Annotated in this window: 18 protein-coding genes; 14 read left to right on the forward strand and 4 right to left on the reverse strand. The window is 58.6% G+C overall.

The features are described from left to right. The first annotated feature begins 259 nt into the window (after positions 1-259). Genes nthA through INHI_RS0104315 form a run of 3 tightly spaced genes read left to right on the forward strand, consistent with a single transcriptional unit; the run spans position 260 to position 1,931 of the window. A complete protein-coding gene (nthA, locus tag INHI_RS0104305; RefSeq protein ID WP_027246845.1) occupies positions 260-874 on the forward strand; it encodes a nitrile hydratase subunit alpha in 615 nt (204 codons plus the stop codon). After that, positions 871-1,578, forward strand: a complete 708-nt coding sequence (gene nthB / locus INHI_RS0104310; RefSeq protein WP_027246846.1) for a nitrile hydratase subunit beta — start codon at positions 871-873, stop codon at positions 1,576-1,578. Before nthA ends, nthB begins: the two co-directional genes overlap by 4 nt. Then, complete coding sequence (locus INHI_RS0104315) at positions 1,575-1,931, forward strand: nitrile hydratase accessory protein (protein ID WP_014875293.1); 357 nt, start codon at positions 1,575-1,577, stop codon at positions 1,929-1,931. The genes nthB and INHI_RS0104315 overlap by 4 nt, the downstream gene beginning before the upstream one ends. A 783-nt stretch (positions 1,932-2,714) precedes the next feature. On the opposite strand, the gene INHI_RS0104325 is transcribed toward INHI_RS0104315, so the two are convergent. Together INHI_RS0104325 and INHI_RS0104330 are read right to left on the reverse strand one after the other, a co-directional pair. Further along, a complete protein-coding gene (locus INHI_RS0104325) occupies positions 2,715-3,095 on the reverse strand; it encodes a membrane protein (protein WP_027246848.1) in 381 nt (126 codons plus the stop codon). A gap of 22 nt (positions 3,096-3,117) precedes the next feature. After that, the gene (locus INHI_RS0104330) at positions 3,118-3,438 is read right to left on the reverse strand and encodes a monooxygenase (RefSeq protein ID WP_014875291.1); all 321 of its coding nucleotides are present in this window, start codon (positions 3,436-3,438) and stop codon (positions 3,118-3,120) included. Between the two features lie 162 nt (positions 3,439-3,600). On the opposite strand from INHI_RS0104330, the gene INHI_RS0104335 reads away from it, so the two are divergent. After that, a complete protein-coding gene (locus INHI_RS0104335; RefSeq protein ID WP_254656842.1) occupies positions 3,601-4,473 on the forward strand; it encodes a LysR family transcriptional regulator in 873 nt (290 codons plus the stop codon). Positions 4,474-4,890: 417 nt separating this feature from the next. Here the strand turns inward: INHI_RS0104335 and INHI_RS0104345 are convergent, their stop codons facing one another. Next, on the reverse strand, positions 4,891-5,127 hold the full coding sequence (locus tag INHI_RS0104345; protein WP_027246851.1) for a hypothetical protein: 237 nt from the start codon (positions 5,125-5,127) through the stop codon (positions 4,891-4,893). A 150-nt stretch (positions 5,128-5,277) separates the two neighbouring features. Here INHI_RS0104345 and INHI_RS0104350 point away from each other — a divergent pair, with 150 nt between their 5' ends. After that, complete coding sequence (locus tag INHI_RS0104350) at positions 5,278-6,012, forward strand: Crp/Fnr family transcriptional regulator (protein ID WP_027246852.1); 735 nt, start codon at positions 5,278-5,280, stop codon at positions 6,010-6,012. Positions 6,013-6,069: 57 nt separating this feature from the next. On the opposite strand, the gene INHI_RS0104355 is transcribed toward INHI_RS0104350, so the two are convergent. Then, positions 6,070-6,258 carry a hypothetical protein gene (locus tag INHI_RS0104355; protein ID WP_027246853.1) on the reverse strand — a complete coding sequence of 63 codons (189 nt, stop codon included), beginning with the start codon at positions 6,256-6,258 and terminating at the stop codon, positions 6,070-6,072. Between the two features lie 528 nt (positions 6,259-6,786). Here INHI_RS0104355 and INHI_RS0104360 point away from each other — a divergent pair. From INHI_RS0104360 to INHI_RS0104400, 9 genes are all read left to right on the forward strand, one after another. Next, positions 6,787-7,053, forward strand: a complete 267-nt coding sequence (locus INHI_RS0104360) for a hypothetical protein (protein WP_036766908.1) — start codon at positions 6,787-6,789, stop codon at positions 7,051-7,053. 45 nt (positions 7,054-7,098) lie between these two features. Beyond that, entirely contained in the window at positions 7,099-7,452 is a 354-nt protein-coding gene (locus tag INHI_RS0104365) for a hypothetical protein (RefSeq protein ID WP_014875288.1), read from the forward strand. Next, positions 7,442-8,197 (forward strand): hypothetical protein, encoded by a 756-nt coding sequence (locus INHI_RS0104370; protein ID WP_254656843.1) that lies wholly within the window; start codon positions 7,442-7,444, stop codon positions 8,195-8,197. Before INHI_RS0104365 ends, INHI_RS0104370 begins: the two co-directional genes overlap by 11 nt. 301 nt (positions 8,198-8,498) lie before the next feature. Continuing rightward, entirely contained in the window at positions 8,499-9,479 is a 981-nt protein-coding gene (locus tag INHI_RS0104375; RefSeq protein ID WP_254656844.1) for an N-acetyltransferase DgcN family protein, read from the forward strand. Continuing rightward, positions 9,476-10,597: an alanine/ornithine racemase family PLP-dependent enzyme gene (locus tag INHI_RS0104380; RefSeq protein WP_027246857.1), complete on the forward strand. Its 1,122-nt coding sequence runs from the start codon at positions 9,476-9,478 to the stop codon at positions 10,595-10,597. The genes INHI_RS0104375 and INHI_RS0104380 overlap by 4 nt, the downstream gene beginning before the upstream one ends. Next, positions 10,554-11,345 (forward strand): hypothetical protein, encoded by a 792-nt coding sequence (locus tag INHI_RS21300; protein WP_254656845.1) that lies wholly within the window; start codon positions 10,554-10,556, stop codon positions 11,343-11,345. Before INHI_RS0104380 ends, INHI_RS21300 begins: the two co-directional genes overlap by 44 nt. Positions 11,346-11,401: 56 nt before the next feature. Continuing rightward, positions 11,402-11,596 carry a hypothetical protein gene (locus INHI_RS21035; protein ID WP_036766910.1) on the forward strand — a complete coding sequence of 65 codons (195 nt, stop codon included), beginning with the start codon at positions 11,402-11,404 and terminating at the stop codon, positions 11,594-11,596. A gap of 946 nt (positions 11,597-12,542) precedes the next feature. Next, on the forward strand, positions 12,543-13,856 hold the full coding sequence (locus INHI_RS0104395; RefSeq protein ID WP_014875283.1) for an adenylosuccinate synthase: 1,314 nt from the start codon (positions 12,543-12,545) through the stop codon (positions 13,854-13,856). Continuing rightward, the gene (locus INHI_RS0104400; protein WP_014880665.1) at positions 13,856-14,101 is read left to right on the forward strand and encodes a DUF2842 domain-containing protein; all 246 of its coding nucleotides are present in this window, start codon (positions 13,856-13,858) and stop codon (positions 14,099-14,101) included. The genes INHI_RS0104395 and INHI_RS0104400 overlap by 1 nt, the downstream gene beginning before the upstream one ends. Positions 14,102-14,207: the final 106 nt, after the last annotated feature.

Raw genomic sequence — 14,207 nt, forward strand, 5'->3', positions numbered from 1 at the left:
CGGTTGGCTGAGTATCGGGCGGTAAATAGGGAAGATTGCTCTGAGGGGCAAGGGCTCAGTTTGCCGAAGCGTGGAGAACGCAGGGCTGTGGCTGCCGGGTGGGCCTAAATCTGCGAAAAACAGCGCAGGATCGAAGAGCGGGCGAGGATAAGGGGGCAGCATCGGGGCGGGGCGGTTGCGCCTGGCATCAGCCCTGCTGATCACATCCATGACGGATTGTGACTGGACAGGTTTGTGCTGCGGCGGGCAGTCTCGCCATATGCCTCATGATCACGCCGACGCCCCGCATAGCCTCTTGCCCCCGGACCCTGCCTTGCGCGTCAAGGCGCTGGAAACCCTGCTGACCGAGAAGGGTCTGATCGATCCCGCCGCCCTGGACGAGATCATCGACACCTATCAAAACCGCATTGGTCCTGCGAATGGCGCGCGTGTGGTCGCACGGGCGTGGAGCGATCCGGATTTCAAGGCCGCGCTGCTGGCTGATGCCGACCCGGTACTGGCTGAGCTTGGGTATTATGGCCGTCAGGGCGAGCATATGGTGGTGGTGGAGAACACGCCCGAGCAGCACAATATGGTCGTCTGCACCTTATGCAGCTGTTACCCGTGGCCGCTGCTCGGCATTCCGCCGGGGTGGTATAAATCGGATGCCTATCGGTCCCGCGCCGTGCGCGAGCCGCGCCGGGTGCTGGCGGAGTTTGGCGTGACCCTGCCCGAAGGCACATCTGTGCGGGTTTGGGATTCGACCGCCGAGCTGCGCTATCTGGTGCTGCCAATGCGACCCAAAGATACCGAAGGGCTGAGCGAGGACGCGCTGGCGGCATTGGTCAGCCGCGACAGTATGATCGGCACGGATATCCCTGAGGGGCCAAGATGAGCCGGGTCCATGACATGGGGGGACGATTCGGTGACGGGCCGGTGAAGCCCGAACCGCAGGATGCGCCGGTATTTGCCGAAGAGTGGCACGCCCGTGCGCTGGCGATAACGCTGGCCTGCGGCGCGTTGGGGCAGTGGAATATCGACACCTCGCGTCATGCCCGCGAGCGCTTGGCCCCCTTGGATTACACGCGGTTTTCCTACTACGAGAAATGGCTTGCGGGCCTGGCGAGCCTATTGGTGGAAAAACAGGTGCTGAGTGCTGAGGATCTGGCGGGGGCTGCTGCGGCGGCTGGCGATGGCACGGGCGCAGAGGGCGTGGCCCCGCATCCGCTTGCGGCCCGTGCCCTAAAGGCGGCGGATGTGGCCGCAGCACTTGCCAAGGGTGGCCCGGCAGATCGCCCCAGCCCAATTGTGCCCAGCTTTGCCCCCGGTGATGCGGTGCGCTGTCGCCGACCCGGCGGCAACCGGCTGGTGGAGGGCGGCCATACGCGGCTGCCGACCTATGCGGTGGGGGCCACGGGGCAAATCCTGCGACTGCATGGCAGTCATGTTCTGCCGGACAGTGCCGCGCATGGGTTGGGGGAGGCGCCCGAGCCGCTTTATGCAGTGGTTTTCCCGGCTGATGCATTGTGGTCCCATGCCGAACACCCGGGTGATGAGGTGGTTCTGGATTTGTGGCAAAGCTATCTGGAGCCGGTATGAGCGCATTCGACACATCGACGGCAAAACGCCCGGAACCGGCCTTTGATCAGCCCTGGCACGCGCAGGTCTTTGCGCTGACGGTACATCTGAATGAAAACGGGGCGTTTTCCTGGGGTGACTGGGTGTCGCGGTTTTCTGCGACGCTGCGCCGTCACGGGCTGGCGAAGGATCTGAATGGTGGCGAGGATTACTTTGCCGCCTGGCTGGAAACGCTGGAGCAATATCTGGCGGAGGCCGGCACCGTCGCGGCCGAGGAGGCCGAAGACATGCGCCGGAAATGGGAGGTTGCCTACCTCGCAACGCCCCATGGCCAGCCGGTGCGGCTGGCAGAACCTGCGGTGCAGGAAGGCTGAGCCCGCGTTCCGCGTTGCGGGCGCGCAGGGCCTCTGCGGGGGTGTCCAAACATGGGGTCCGACACTGCGGTGACACATCGTGCTGTGCCGGGCTTATTTGGTCTTGAGGTCTCCGGTCTACTATCTTGGTTTTTTTGATGTCTCTTGCGGACGAAGAGGGCGGCGCCGCCGCTGAAGCTCTGGTCAGGCCCGGGTGAGGCCTGGCGGACAGGATATCCTGATCTGCCCCCGCATTGCCTGGCGTGCCAACTGCGATCTTACGCAGCACCATGCGGATGCGGAGCCAATGTTGGGTCGTCTTGGTTGGTGGCGCAGCAGGGCGGTTACTCCGGTTGCGCTGGGGTGATCGATCATCGGTCAGTCTGGCAGAGATGTGGGTGAAGAGCGTGAAGAGGGCGCGCGGTGGGTGCGCAACAGGCGGGTGTGACGATGTGGGATGCGCGGGGAGCGACGTTTGCAAAGTCTTGGGGTCTGATAGCCGGCCGACGACCCTACGCTGCAAAAGCTTTGCAAGAGGCACCATTCGCTGCAGGTGCAGCCGCCAAACAGAACGGACTGGAGGGGATGCGGACAAACCCGCCTTTTGTCCGTGCGGCCAGTGCTCATGCAGACAACCGTTGCACTGGCAGCGTGGCGTTTGCGGCGGTACAGCGGATTTTCTCAAAGCAGCCGCTCACGCATTGCTTAGATTTTCAGCTGATTGGTGTCCGGATCACAGACAAGTAGGGCCGGGTTTTCAGCAAGGCGTTCGGAGCTGAGCGACCCGAACTGAGTTTCTGATGATCAGGCTTGATCAGACTTTTTAAGTTGTAAGAAGCTCATCGCCGCAAGAAATGCAAAGAAGGCGGGATCCGACCAGCCAAAGCCGGTAAAGACACCAATCACGGCGGCATATAGCGTTACGATAAACCCAAGCGCATTGGTTGCCATCAGCCCGGTCAGGAGCCTCCGGATGGTTGTCCCATCGGTCACATCCCGAAGCAGGAACCCGAGAATGGCAATCCCTCCAAGGAAAATGCTGTTGTGCTGGGACAGGAACCAAGCATAGCGGTCATTCAGCTCCACGCCGTAGTTTTGCCACAGAAAGCCGGGCAGGAAAAACAGTGCAAAGGCGAAGAACGCGTAGATTATGCTGTGAAGGGTTAGGAAAGTTCGGTTGCTCATCAGAAAGCTCATTTGCATTGTTTCAGACAGTTTCTCCCAAGGGGGCATGGGTGATCGCACTGAGGTCTTCCATGATATCAAACACATGATCTGACGCTACAGTAACACCGATGGCTTCCAACCGCTGCACGTGCATCGCTTTGTAGGTTTCCAGCGCCGCGAGATCCCGGAACAGGTAGGTTGAACCGAAATCACCGGTGCTTTCATCCAAGGTCCAGATCTTCCAGATCACGCCGGTTTCCTGTGCAATGCTTTCGGCCAACCGATTGGTATCTTGAAAAAACTCTTCGTTCATCGGTCCGTCATAGGTCATATGCAGGTCCCAGATTTTCATCGTACTCATTGGTTCTATCCTTTCGACGTGCCTCGCCTTGGCGAGGTGTGTGGCAGAGCGTGCCGTTTCCATTGCCAAGTAGGGTAGTTCGAAATAGTTGTTAGATGAACAGGGTCTTTTAGATCGCAGTGTTAGGATTATCGAACAGTGAAGCGGAATGAGTTGAACGATGTGTCGATATTCGTGGCGGTGGCCCACGAAAACGGTTTTCGCGCAGCTGCCGACAAGCTGAAACTGGGAGCGGGATCAGTTAGCGAAGCGGTGCAACGGTTCGAAGACCGCCTCGGCGTGCGCCTGATCGAACGCTCGACCCGGACCATAGCCTTGACCCAAGCAGGGGAGCTGCTTTATCGCCGCAGTCTGCCCGCGATTAACGACCTGGAAACCGCGCTGAAGGATGTGCATGATCTAAACGAAGATATTTCGGGCACGCTTCGGCTGACTGCACCGACTGCTACGGGTCAATTGTTTCTGGATGCTCTGATCACAGGTTTTGCCAAAGAGCATCCGGCGATGACGATTGAACTCATCTATGACGAAACCAAGGTCGACCTCGTGACCAGCGGGGTTGATGCTGCAATACGTGCCGAGACCCTACTTGATCCTGACACACATGCCATCGCAATTGGCCCCACACAGGAGATGATGATCGTCGCATCCCCCGACTATCTAGCGAAAGGTCCGCACCTTGAGGAACCGGCAGATGTGGCGGCACATGGAGGGGTGTGTTTTGCCTTTACTGGTGCCAACAATCTGGCCCCCTGGGTGTTTACAGGCGCAGACGGTCCCTATTCGGTGATGCCGCGCTCCAAGCTCGTTACCAACGACGTGACCTCCATCCTTGAAGGCGCAAAGGCGGGACTTGGGCTGGCCTATATCTTTGCAAGCTCTGCCGAATGCTCGCTGGAAGACGGCAGCTTGGTTCAGGTTCTGGAAGGCCGGGCCGCTACGTTGCCAAGATTTTCGCTTAACTACCTATCGAAGCGCAACATGCCATCCCGCGTCCGGGCATTCGTTGATTTTGCGAAACGGCACAAATTATAAAACGCGATACCGCGCATTGTTGGTGCTCGTCCGTCGAACCTGGCCTTTTGAGCTGACCCGTAGGCCGTTAAGGTGCTAGACTTGTACAGCCGCAGCATCAAAGCCTTTCCACAGTGAAGGATCAACGTCGACCTGCGGCAATGCGGCAGCAGAGTTGAAGCGAACCCGCACCAGATCCAACCGGCCTGATGACGCCAGGCAGCCCTTTCACGACATTCGCACCAAGCGCAGCGCGCACTTCGCTGCAGGCGCGAAGCATTTGGGCCATTTTTTCAAAAGCCGCCATTCAGCAACCGGCGGCGGCTCTGGCTGATGCTGCGGGTTGCACCGGGGTTACCAAAGCGCAGGAAGCGGGCTTTGCAAAGCATTGATCGCTTCCCGATTTCAGCCCTTCGCGCCGCTTGCCGGGAGCCGCGATCACGGCCGCCGGACAGAGTTTCCGTGGGCGATGATCTGATTGATCAGAGCAGCGGCTGCCTTGTGAGCTGCGACGTCTGCATCCGTACCGGCGGCGTTTTCATGTGAGGCTGCAGCGTCACGGAGGATTCCGGTGATTTCATGCTCCGGCATCACTTGGAGGTCATTCATGGCAAGCAGCAGCGCCTCGCAAATTGATAAGGCGGCCATTCCAGCCTTGTCGGAATACTCAGTCATCCTGCATTTTCCTTTCTTGCATTGCATATCAAGCCAATGTGGCAGACTGGTGATCAAGGGCATCTTTGCAGAAAACGGAGTATGCTGGACTGATCGAGAGCAGCCCTGTCCTGGGGACGTTCCGAAATGCTGTGTCTGTCCGAGGGGGCCATGAACGCCATCAAAAATAGCCCGTTTACAAGAAAGCTATCAGCTTTTGCCGTATTGTCAGAAGATGAGCTTGCGGTGCTGGAGCGTTTGCACCAGCGCCGCAGAACGTTTGCTGCCGGGAGCGATCTTGTGCATCAGGGGCAGCCGGAACAAGCTGCCTATATTCTGTCCTCCGGCTGGGCCTGTTCCTATAAAATTCAGCAGGAGGGGTCGCGCCAGATCGTTGACTTCCAGATACCTGGTGATTTTCTGGGATTGCGCAGTGTTCTTCTGCGCACCTCTGACCATAGCATTGAACCTATCGTGGAGATCGAAGCTGCGGAAGTTCTGGCAGAAGACCTTCTTGGGGCATTTGCCGATACCCCAAGGCTGGCGGCAGCCATACTGTGGGCCGCGTCCCGGGACGAAGCAATGGTGGTGGAGCATCTTGTGGGACTTGGGCGCCGTGATGCGGATGCCCGAATGGCGCATTTCCTGCTGGAACTGGGTGCAAGGCTGGCTCTGGTCGGGATGGGAAGCAAGGCGGGCTACGCCTGCCCGTTAACGCAATACCATCTGGCCGACGCGCTGGGACTGACCGCAGTTCATGTGAATCGTGTGCTGCGCCAACTGCGGGAACGCGACCTGGTCACTTTCCGCGACGGTTATGTGAAGTTCGGCAGTTTTGACCGCCTGGTGGCACTGGCGGATTTCGATCCGGGATATCTGGATCAGGCTGGGCCGCTTTTGAAATGAAGCGGCCGCCTTCGGGTGAAACCTGGGCGGTCGGAAAACCAGTCCGGAATAAGACGGCTACACCAGGGCTAGCTTTGCCGCATCAAGCTCTTTGTACATTTCAGCATCGTTTTCCTCGCTCTGCGCCAGCTCGGCCAGCCGGTAATGCTTCCAGGCGGTGTCTTTCCGTGGCCCGGCAGGAGCCCTTTCGCAGGCAGCCCTGACAGAGGCCAGTTTTATGGACATCTCTCTTGTTTCAGGTGTCATTCGATTGTCCTTTCTTTGGCGTTCGCGGAAAATAAGAAGCGCGAACCATATGCCGAGCCAAATTAGGCCGGCACATCCTCCGCGCTTCTTGGCACTCGTAATACCCCCTCTGGCAAATACATGGCCAGTCCGAGATGCTTAGCTGGATCCCAATCAGTGCGCACTGACCTAGGTTAGCTAGCGGCGCTGCGTTGCGGAGGCTTGTCAAAAATCAGGCTTTCTCCGTCAGCGGAAGACGCGGCCGATTGGGGCAAGGCACCGGATCATCTTATGGCTTCAGGGCACCCTATACCCGGGCAGAGAACAGCAGCTGTAAAGCACCTGCCTCTCCGGTTGATCAAAACCACATATGGAACCGCCCAAGCTGGAAAAACGGCAGGCGCTAACATCGATCAGCACGGGCACATTCCTTTCAGCTTAAAGTATTAATGACACTCAGCGCTGCCGTGATCTCGCGCAACAGGTTACGAGGCGCCCCGCGGCGGCAGCTGCAAGCAGCCGCCATACAGGACATCAATGAGAAACAGGATGAACACACGGTCGTCCAGACTGATGGTGACGTTTTCCCATCCGTTTGCCTTAGCTGGCTACGCTGACGAACTTCCTGCGGGTGGGTACGAAGTTATCGTGGAAGAGGAGCTTATTCAGGGGCTCAGCTTCGAGGCTTACCGAACCACAGCAACTTACCTGCTGGTCCATGGCAGGGGCGGCCGCGCAGGGCGGACCGAACTGCGCCTGATCACTCAGAAGGATTTGGAAACGGCGCTGAACCGCGACAGCGGATTCCACACATGACTACAATCATAGCGAGGCGGCGCTTTCTCCGCAGGAGGATCAGAAATGACTTATCCCGAATGGCTGAAACCCGGCGTTTACGGTGCCTTGATTGGCGCGGTTTCTATTACTATTGCCGGTTTTTCCTGGGGCGGCTGGGTGACAGGAGGTCATGCAGAGGCAATGGCAAGCACCAGATCCCATGACGAACTGATTGCAGCCTTGGTGCCAGTGTGCGTCAACATGGCCAAGACAGACACCGACCGGATCGCCAAGCTGGCGTCAATCCAGGAAACGATGTCCTTCAAACGCCGGGACGCGGTTATTGCAACGGGCTGGGCAACAGTTCCGGGCGCTGAAACGCCAAACCGTGATCTGGCGCAGGCTTGTCTGGCCGGGCTGGAATTAGATGCATCGTAATCTTCTTCCACCAATCCCGCGTCTTCGTGCCAACGCGGAGAACTTCAGCCGGGTGATGGAATTACGACGTTTTCTGCACTCAACGATCAAACGCATTGTTGTGGTGTTCGGGCTGCTGGCAGCCTTCATTCAACCTGCATTCTCAGAGACGGTTGCTCTTTCAGTGCCAGAGAATGCACATAAAAGCAGTTACGGCGATGGCTGGGAATGCAACCGGTCTTACCGGGCGGTCGGCAGCACCTGTATAGCTGTCGTCGTTCCGCAAAATGCCTACCCCACACACAGAAGCTATGGTCCCGGGTGGGAATGCTCACACGGGTTCATTGAGGCCGAAGGGGCGTCCTGTGCTAAAGTCTTTGTGCCCGAAGGCGGGTATCTTGCCCCCTCAGGAACTCGGTGGAACTGCCTGCGCGGGTATAGAAAGATTGACGATTTCTGCCAGAAAATAGTTCTGCCGCCTGACGCCTATCTGACCAACAGCACACACGGGCCAAGCTGGCTTTGCGACCGCGGTTTCGAAGCCAAAGGCGACGCCTGCGCTGTTATCGAAGTTCCAGAACACGCCTTCCTGAATGCATCGGCTTATGGTCAGCGGTGGACATGCGAGCGTGGCTACGCAGTGTCTGGTGACCACTGCACCCTGATTGAACTGCCGGAAAATGCACATCTTGCCAGAACGGGTAACCGTTGGGAGTGCAACAAGAATTTTCAGCAGAAAAAAGGTCGCTGTGTTCTGAACAACTAGGCGTCACACCCCCGGCTGCCGACCTGGCAGCATCAATACCTGCGTCATGGACACCAACGCCCTGAGCGCGGGCCTCTCAGAAGGAAATTCCATGGAAACCGCAGTCAAAGCGGAAAGGCCGGTATGGCAAAATGCCAGCGGTCCGCAACCACGATCATCTGAGCACTCTCAGGAACCTGGCAAATCTCCTGCGGCGCGCCCCCCAACCGCAATCGTGTATTGCGAAGGGAATTTCGCACGTGTCGACGGCAAGACAGCAAACGGGCTTGTCCGACACTCACAAGCCTATCGCATACTCTCGGTGGTCGACAGTGATCATGCAGGGGCTGACAGCGGGCAGATCCTTGATGGCACCCCGAACCACATACCAGTCTTTGGCGATCTTGAAACGGCAGTTACTCATGAGGCCGTCATTCCTGACACGCTGATCTATGGGATGGCTCCGTCAGACGGAAAACTGTCGGCAGATGACCGCCGTGTTGTGCTGGATGCAGTATCTTTGGGGATGAACATTGTCAGTGGGCTGCATGAATACCTCAGTGACGACGCGGAAATCGCCCTGGCAGCCAAATCGCGCAATGTCTCCCTGCGCGATATCCGCAAACCCCGGAACAGCAAGGACATGCGTCTGTTTGACGGCAGTGTCGCGAAGGTGAAGGCAATCCGCATTGCTGTGCTGGGAACCGATTGTGCGATTGGGAAGCGGACGACGGCAACGCTTCTCGCACGTGAGCTGAATGCGCAGGGGATCAAGACGGTTCTGGTTGGCACCGGCCAGACCGGCCTGATGCAGGGGGCCAAATACGGCGTGGCCATGGACGCGGTGCCGCCGCAATTCTGCTGCGGGGAACTTGAAGGGGCCATTGTCGCGGCATCCGAAGGTGAACAGCCTGATGTCATTCTGATCGAGGGCCAGGGCGCACTCAGCCATCCGGCGTTCTGCACGTCGGCATTCATTCTACGCGGCAGCCAGCCCGACGCGGTGATCCTTCAGCACGCCCCCAAGCGGGCGCACCGTTGCGACTTTCCAAACATGGCGATGCCTGATCCCGCTGACGAGATCGCCTTGATTGAAGCCTTCGCGACCACAAAGGTGATCGGCGTGACACTCAATCACGAGGGGATGACGGACGTCGAAATCACTGCTGCGATCAAGGAACATGCCGGCAACCTGAGCCTTCCTGTCAGCGATGCCCTTAGCCGACCTGCCGCGCATCTTGCCGAAATTGTCCTGTCGGCATACCCCCGGTTACGGCCGATGCCTGTTGCGGCAGCGCTATGACCGCACCGCGTATCAAAATTGACCTGCACAAAATCCGCGACAACACGCGATGCCTTGTTGAGCGCCTGAAACCGCTCGGAATTACCGTCACAGGGGTCACAAAAGGCGTGTGCGGTCACCCTGGTGTTGCAAGGGCGATGCTGGACGGCGGTGCGATCGGATTGGCAGATGCGCGGCTTGCCAATGTAAGACGCATGCGCAAAGCAGGACTGACCTGTCCGATCCTGATGATCCGGACCCCAATGCTGAGCCAGGCCGGGCAAATCGTCGAAACTTGTGAAGCAAGCTGCAATACAGAGACCAGCGTTATTGCAAAGCTTGCCGCTGCGGCCCTACGCAGAGGCATCAGTCACGAGATAATTCTGATGGTGGAAATGGGGGATGGGCGGGAAGGCATCATGCCCGAGGATCTGACCAACGCTGCCCTTCACGTCACCAGAACGCCGGGTGTGCTTCTCAAAGGTATTGGCGCAAATTTCGCCTGTCTGGCTGATGCAGCTCCCACATCTCAGGCGATGGCAGTACTTTCATCGCTCGCCGATGAAACCGAGGGGGCATGCGGCCCCTTCGTCGAAACAGTTTCCGGGGGCAGTTCCGCAAACTTGTCCTGGGCTCTTGATGGCGGGCCCGCAGACCGGATCAACAATTTGCGCATAGGAGAGGCCATCCTGCTGGGAACCGACCCTGTTTCGGGACACCTGATCAGCGGGCTTTATACAGATGCTTTCACACTGTTGGCCGAGGTGATCGAGACAAAAATCAAATCAAAGCCGGTACCGCTGAAATTATCCGACCCGGCCCTCTCGGCGCTGAGCCTGGTGCCAGGCAACCATTGGACAACCCGTTCGATCCTGGCCCTCGGTCTGCAAGATACCGACGCTGCCGGGCTGACCTTTCCAGCGGCTGTTATCTTTGCCGGTGCGACCAGCGATCACATTGTGGTTGAGACGACCAATTGCCCCCTGCGTATCGGCAGCGAGATGTCGATGAAAATGAGCTACAGCGCCCTTGCGCGCGCCATGGAAGCCCCCGATGTTTCAAAGGTATTACACAGAAACAGACCATTGACAGAAGGTGCTGCCGGTAGCCGCAATGGTCGGATTACTGAGTTTTTTTGATCCCAGCGTTTCCTTAACAGCGTTGTTTCAAACCGGCATCAGGAGCCTCCGTCTGTGGCGTTCCGTGGTAAATGATGCAGAGAATGCCTATATTATTGTAAATCGCGCATCTTTCCGTGCAGTGCCGCGCCGCTCGCATGAAAATGGCTCCGGCCGTCAGGCGATCGCAACATCTCTCTCAAAGACCGGATGGCTCATGTGGCGGCCTTCGGGTTCCATTCATAACCCCGGAAATGCCCAATCCTGCTGTTTGATGGTCAAGGAAACCGTCAAGCGGCGGAGACATGCACGCTATGGGCCGCGCAATAAAGTACAGCAGCAGAGGAGAGATAAATCAATGGATCAGCTCAGCAGCAGGACCGTCGCAGTATTTTCGCGATCCTTCACCTTGCCGGGTTTTGATGAGGCACTCCCCGCTGGTGAGTATGATATTGAAACCGAATTATCCGCACCGCCTGACCTCTTGAATCCTCAGGCCTGGAAGGCTTCGGTTCTGGTGCATCTGCATCCCCGGAAATCACATCCTGGTCTGGCGAGGAGCTTGACCGTTTCGTTGGCGGATCTCGACAGCGCTCGGGCCAAAGACAAGCTTTCGGGAAAAGAGCTGTCGGCATTCCTTTTCGAGGAAATGCTTGCCGATCCGATGGTGCGCCTTGTTATGCAATCCGACGGTGTCTCCGAAGCTCAGATCCGGCACCTTTACTCTGGTTTGGGAATATCAGAGCCGGATGGCGAACAGCATGACTAGCAGTTTGAGTACATGCGGCAAAAGGAGCGGCTCTGAATGATGGAGGTAGGCCAATCATGACCAATACCGATCAAAATGAAGTATTCTTGGTTCCGGCCCGCGAAGACGTGCCGCGGGAGCGCCAGTGCCTGCGCTGCAACACCGCGTTCTGGAGCGAAGGGTTCGGTGAGCGGATCTGCCGACGCTGCAAAGCGTCGAATGCATGGCGCAACGCCGTTCCCGTAAGGTCCGGTTCACCCCGCCGTCACTGAATGTTCCAGTTATTGACAGCCTCCTTATGCTTGCTTCGAGCTTTGTGGGAAAGGTGAAGGTCTGTTTCGACGAATTCGGGGCGACTATTGGGCGTTTGCTTTGGCTGCTACCGACATTGGTCCTAGGAGCGGGAGCGGCGGTTGAGTCCGGCCCATCCTTAGCAGGTCCGTGCTGCAGCGAAAGAACGGTCTGAAGTCCGCACCTCAGAGTGGCTTTGAATAGCCGGTCTCGCAACATCGGCCGCGACGCAGCGATGAACGTGCCGCGCCTGCAAGCGAATGCTGCGTCAGCAAACACTTGTAACGACAATGGCAGCAATGTCCCGCACTGTATGAGTTCACCGGTTCCAAAACCTCGTAGTCGCAGCGAATGGCCGGACCGGCGGGCTGCGTCGCAGCAGAAACCCTCGGCCAGTCGCATCAAACGGCTGAGTTTGCAAAAGGCGCTATCTGCGCATCTCTAACCTTCGAGCGGGGTGCAGCATCGTCCTGGCCAGCTGAGCTAGCCTGAAGGTCCGCTCTCGGGAAGTCTGGCGGGGATCCTTCGCGTCTGCAGCGAGGGCGTGGCAGGCCTCGTGCGAATGTCCGAATTGGGCTGCGAGCCGTCGTTACGGTTGATGTTCTGACTGCCGGGGGCTGCGTTTGGAGTTGCGGCTGGGTCGATCTCGCCCTCGTCATGTCTCCCAATCACCCGAGGGGAATCGCTGGATCTCACGGGGGAGCTGGGGCCGGGGGCATTAGATGGGGCTTTGGCGCGCCGGTTGGTGTGTGGCTGGTGGGTGGGGTGGGGCTTGGATCTGTTTTGGGCCTGTTTCGGGGGGCTTAGCGGCGCGATATCTTGTGGAAAAGCGGTGCTCAGGTGGGGTGCGGCGAAAAACCGGTTCCCCTGTCTGCGCGGTCTCGTTATACGGAGCGTCGGTTTCAACCAGCATACAGAGGACCTGAGATGGCCAATGTCGTGGTAGTCGGCGCCCAGTGGGGTGACGAAGGTAAAGGCAAGATTGTCGATTGGCTCAGCGAGCGCGCTGATGTCATTGCGCGTTTTCAGGGCGGCCATAACGCCGGTCATACGCTGGTGATCGACAGCAAAGTCTACAAGCTGCACGCGCTGCCCTCGGGTGTGGTGCGGGGCGGCAAGCTCTCGGTCATTGGCAATGGCGTGGTGCTGGATCCCTGGCACCTGATGAAAGAGATCGAGACCGTGCGCGCGCAGGGCGTGGACATCTCGCCTCAGACGCTGATGATTGCGGAGAACACGCCACTGATCCTGCCGCTGCATGGTGAGCTGGACCGGGCGCGGGAAGAGGCGGCCTCCAAGGGCACCAAGATCGGCACCACCGGTCGCGGCATTGGCCCGGCCTATGAGGACAAAGTGGGTCGCCGGGCGATCCGCGTGGCGGATCTGGCGGATGAGGCGACCCTGATTGCCCGCGTTGATCGTGCGCTGCAACACCATGATCCGCTGCGCAAGGGGCTGGGCATCGAAGCGGTGGATCGTGACGGGCTGATCGCACAGCTGAAAGAGATCTCCAAGGAGATCCTGCCTTTTGCCGCGCCGGTGTGGAAAGTGCTGAACGAAAAGCGCAAGGCGGGCAAGCGGATCCTGTTTGAGGGGGCGCAGGGCGCGCTTCTGGATATTGATTTCGGGACCTACCCGTTTGTGACCTCCTCCAACGTGATTGCCGGTCAGGCGGCAACCGGTGTGGGCATTGGTCCGGGCTCCATCGACTATGTGCTGGGCATCGTGAAGGCCTATACCACCCGTGTGGGCGAAGGCCCGTTCCCGACCGAGCTGCTGAATGCGGATGGCACCCCGGATGCGGATGGCGAGCGTCTGGGTACGCGGGGTCATGAATTTGGCACCACCACCGGCCGTCAGCGCCGCTGTGGCTGGTTTGATGCCTGCCTTGTGCGCCAGACCTGTGCGACCTCTGGGATTACAGGTATTTCGTTGACCAAGCTGGACGTGTTGGATGGGTTTGAAACCCTGAAGATCTGTGTGGGCTACGATCTGGACGGGACCCGTCTGGACTATCTGCCCACTGCTGCTGACCAGCAGGCGCGCTGCACCCCCATCTATGAAGAGATGCCGGGCTGGAGCGAGAGCACCGAAGGTGCGCGCAGCTGGAACGATCTGCCGGCCAATGCCATCAAATACGTCAAGCGCGTGGAAGAGCTGATCGACTGTCCGGTTGCGCTGCTGTCCACCAGCCCGGAGCGGGACGACACCATTCTGGTGACCGATCCCTTTGCCGACTGATGTCTGACGAAAGTGGTCTGAGCTACAAGGCGCGGCGGCGCTGGGCCTTGGTGATCCTGTTGATCGGCATGCCGGTCTATATCGTGCTGGCGGTCAATGTGATCAGCTGGCTCGACCGGCCCTCGCTGCTGGTTGAGCTGATTGTCTATGTGCTGCTGGGGGTGTTGTGGATCCTGCCGTTCAAATTCGTCTTTCGCGGCGTCGGCAAGGCAGATCCCAATGACCCGGATCAGGATCAGGGTTGAGTTGGTGATGTCGCCGGGCAAGGGGCGCTGCCCCTCTTGACCTCGCGGTCAATTCACCCCGGAGTATTTCTGGAAAGATGACGGGCGGCTTGTCCTGAACATCTTG

The organism is Phaeobacter inhibens DSM 16374 (assembly GCF_000473105.1).
GTDB classification, from domain to species: Bacteria; Pseudomonadota; Alphaproteobacteria; order Rhodobacterales; family Rhodobacteraceae; genus Phaeobacter; species Phaeobacter inhibens.

Excerpts from the sequence above, each read along its gene's own strand:
- nthA (WP_027246845.1), top strand. The coding sequence starts at position 260 with ATGCCTCATGATCACGCCGACGCCCCGCATAGCCTCTTGCCCCCGGAC.
- nthB (WP_027246846.1), top strand. The coding sequence starts at position 871 with ATGAGCCGGGTCCATGACATGGGGGGACGATTCGGTGACGGGCCGGTG.
- INHI_RS0104315 (WP_014875293.1), top strand. The coding sequence starts at position 1,575 with ATGAGCGCATTCGACACATCGACGGCAAAACGCCCGGAACCGGCCTTT.
- INHI_RS0104325 (WP_027246848.1), bottom strand. The coding sequence starts at position 3,095 with ATGAGCAACCGAACTTTCCTAACCCTTCACAGCATAATCTACGCGTTC.
- INHI_RS0104330 (WP_014875291.1), bottom strand. The coding sequence starts at position 3,438 with ATGAGTACGATGAAAATCTGGGACCTGCATATGACCTATGACGGACCG.
- INHI_RS0104345 (WP_027246851.1), bottom strand. The coding sequence starts at position 5,127 with ATGACTGAGTATTCCGACAAGGCTGGAATGGCCGCCTTATCAATTTGC.
- INHI_RS0104350 (WP_027246852.1), top strand. The coding sequence starts at position 5,278 with ATGAACGCCATCAAAAATAGCCCGTTTACAAGAAAGCTATCAGCTTTT.
- INHI_RS0104355 (WP_027246853.1), bottom strand. The coding sequence starts at position 6,258 with ATGACACCTGAAACAAGAGAGATGTCCATAAAACTGGCCTCTGTCAGG.
- INHI_RS0104360 (WP_036766908.1), top strand. The coding sequence starts at position 6,787 with ATGAACACACGGTCGTCCAGACTGATGGTGACGTTTTCCCATCCGTTT.
- INHI_RS0104365 (WP_014875288.1), top strand. The coding sequence starts at position 7,099 with ATGACTTATCCCGAATGGCTGAAACCCGGCGTTTACGGTGCCTTGATT.
- INHI_RS0104370 (WP_254656843.1), top strand. The coding sequence starts at position 7,442 with ATGCATCGTAATCTTCTTCCACCAATCCCGCGTCTTCGTGCCAACGCG.
- INHI_RS0104380 (WP_027246857.1), top strand. The coding sequence starts at position 9,476 with ATGACCGCACCGCGTATCAAAATTGACCTGCACAAAATCCGCGACAAC.
- INHI_RS21035 (WP_036766910.1), top strand. The coding sequence starts at position 11,402 with ATGACCAATACCGATCAAAATGAAGTATTCTTGGTTCCGGCCCGCGAA.
- INHI_RS0104395 (WP_014875283.1), top strand. The coding sequence starts at position 12,543 with ATGGCCAATGTCGTGGTAGTCGGCGCCCAGTGGGGTGACGAAGGTAAA.
- INHI_RS0104400 (WP_014880665.1), top strand. The coding sequence starts at position 13,856 with ATGTCTGACGAAAGTGGTCTGAGCTACAAGGCGCGGCGGCGCTGGGCC.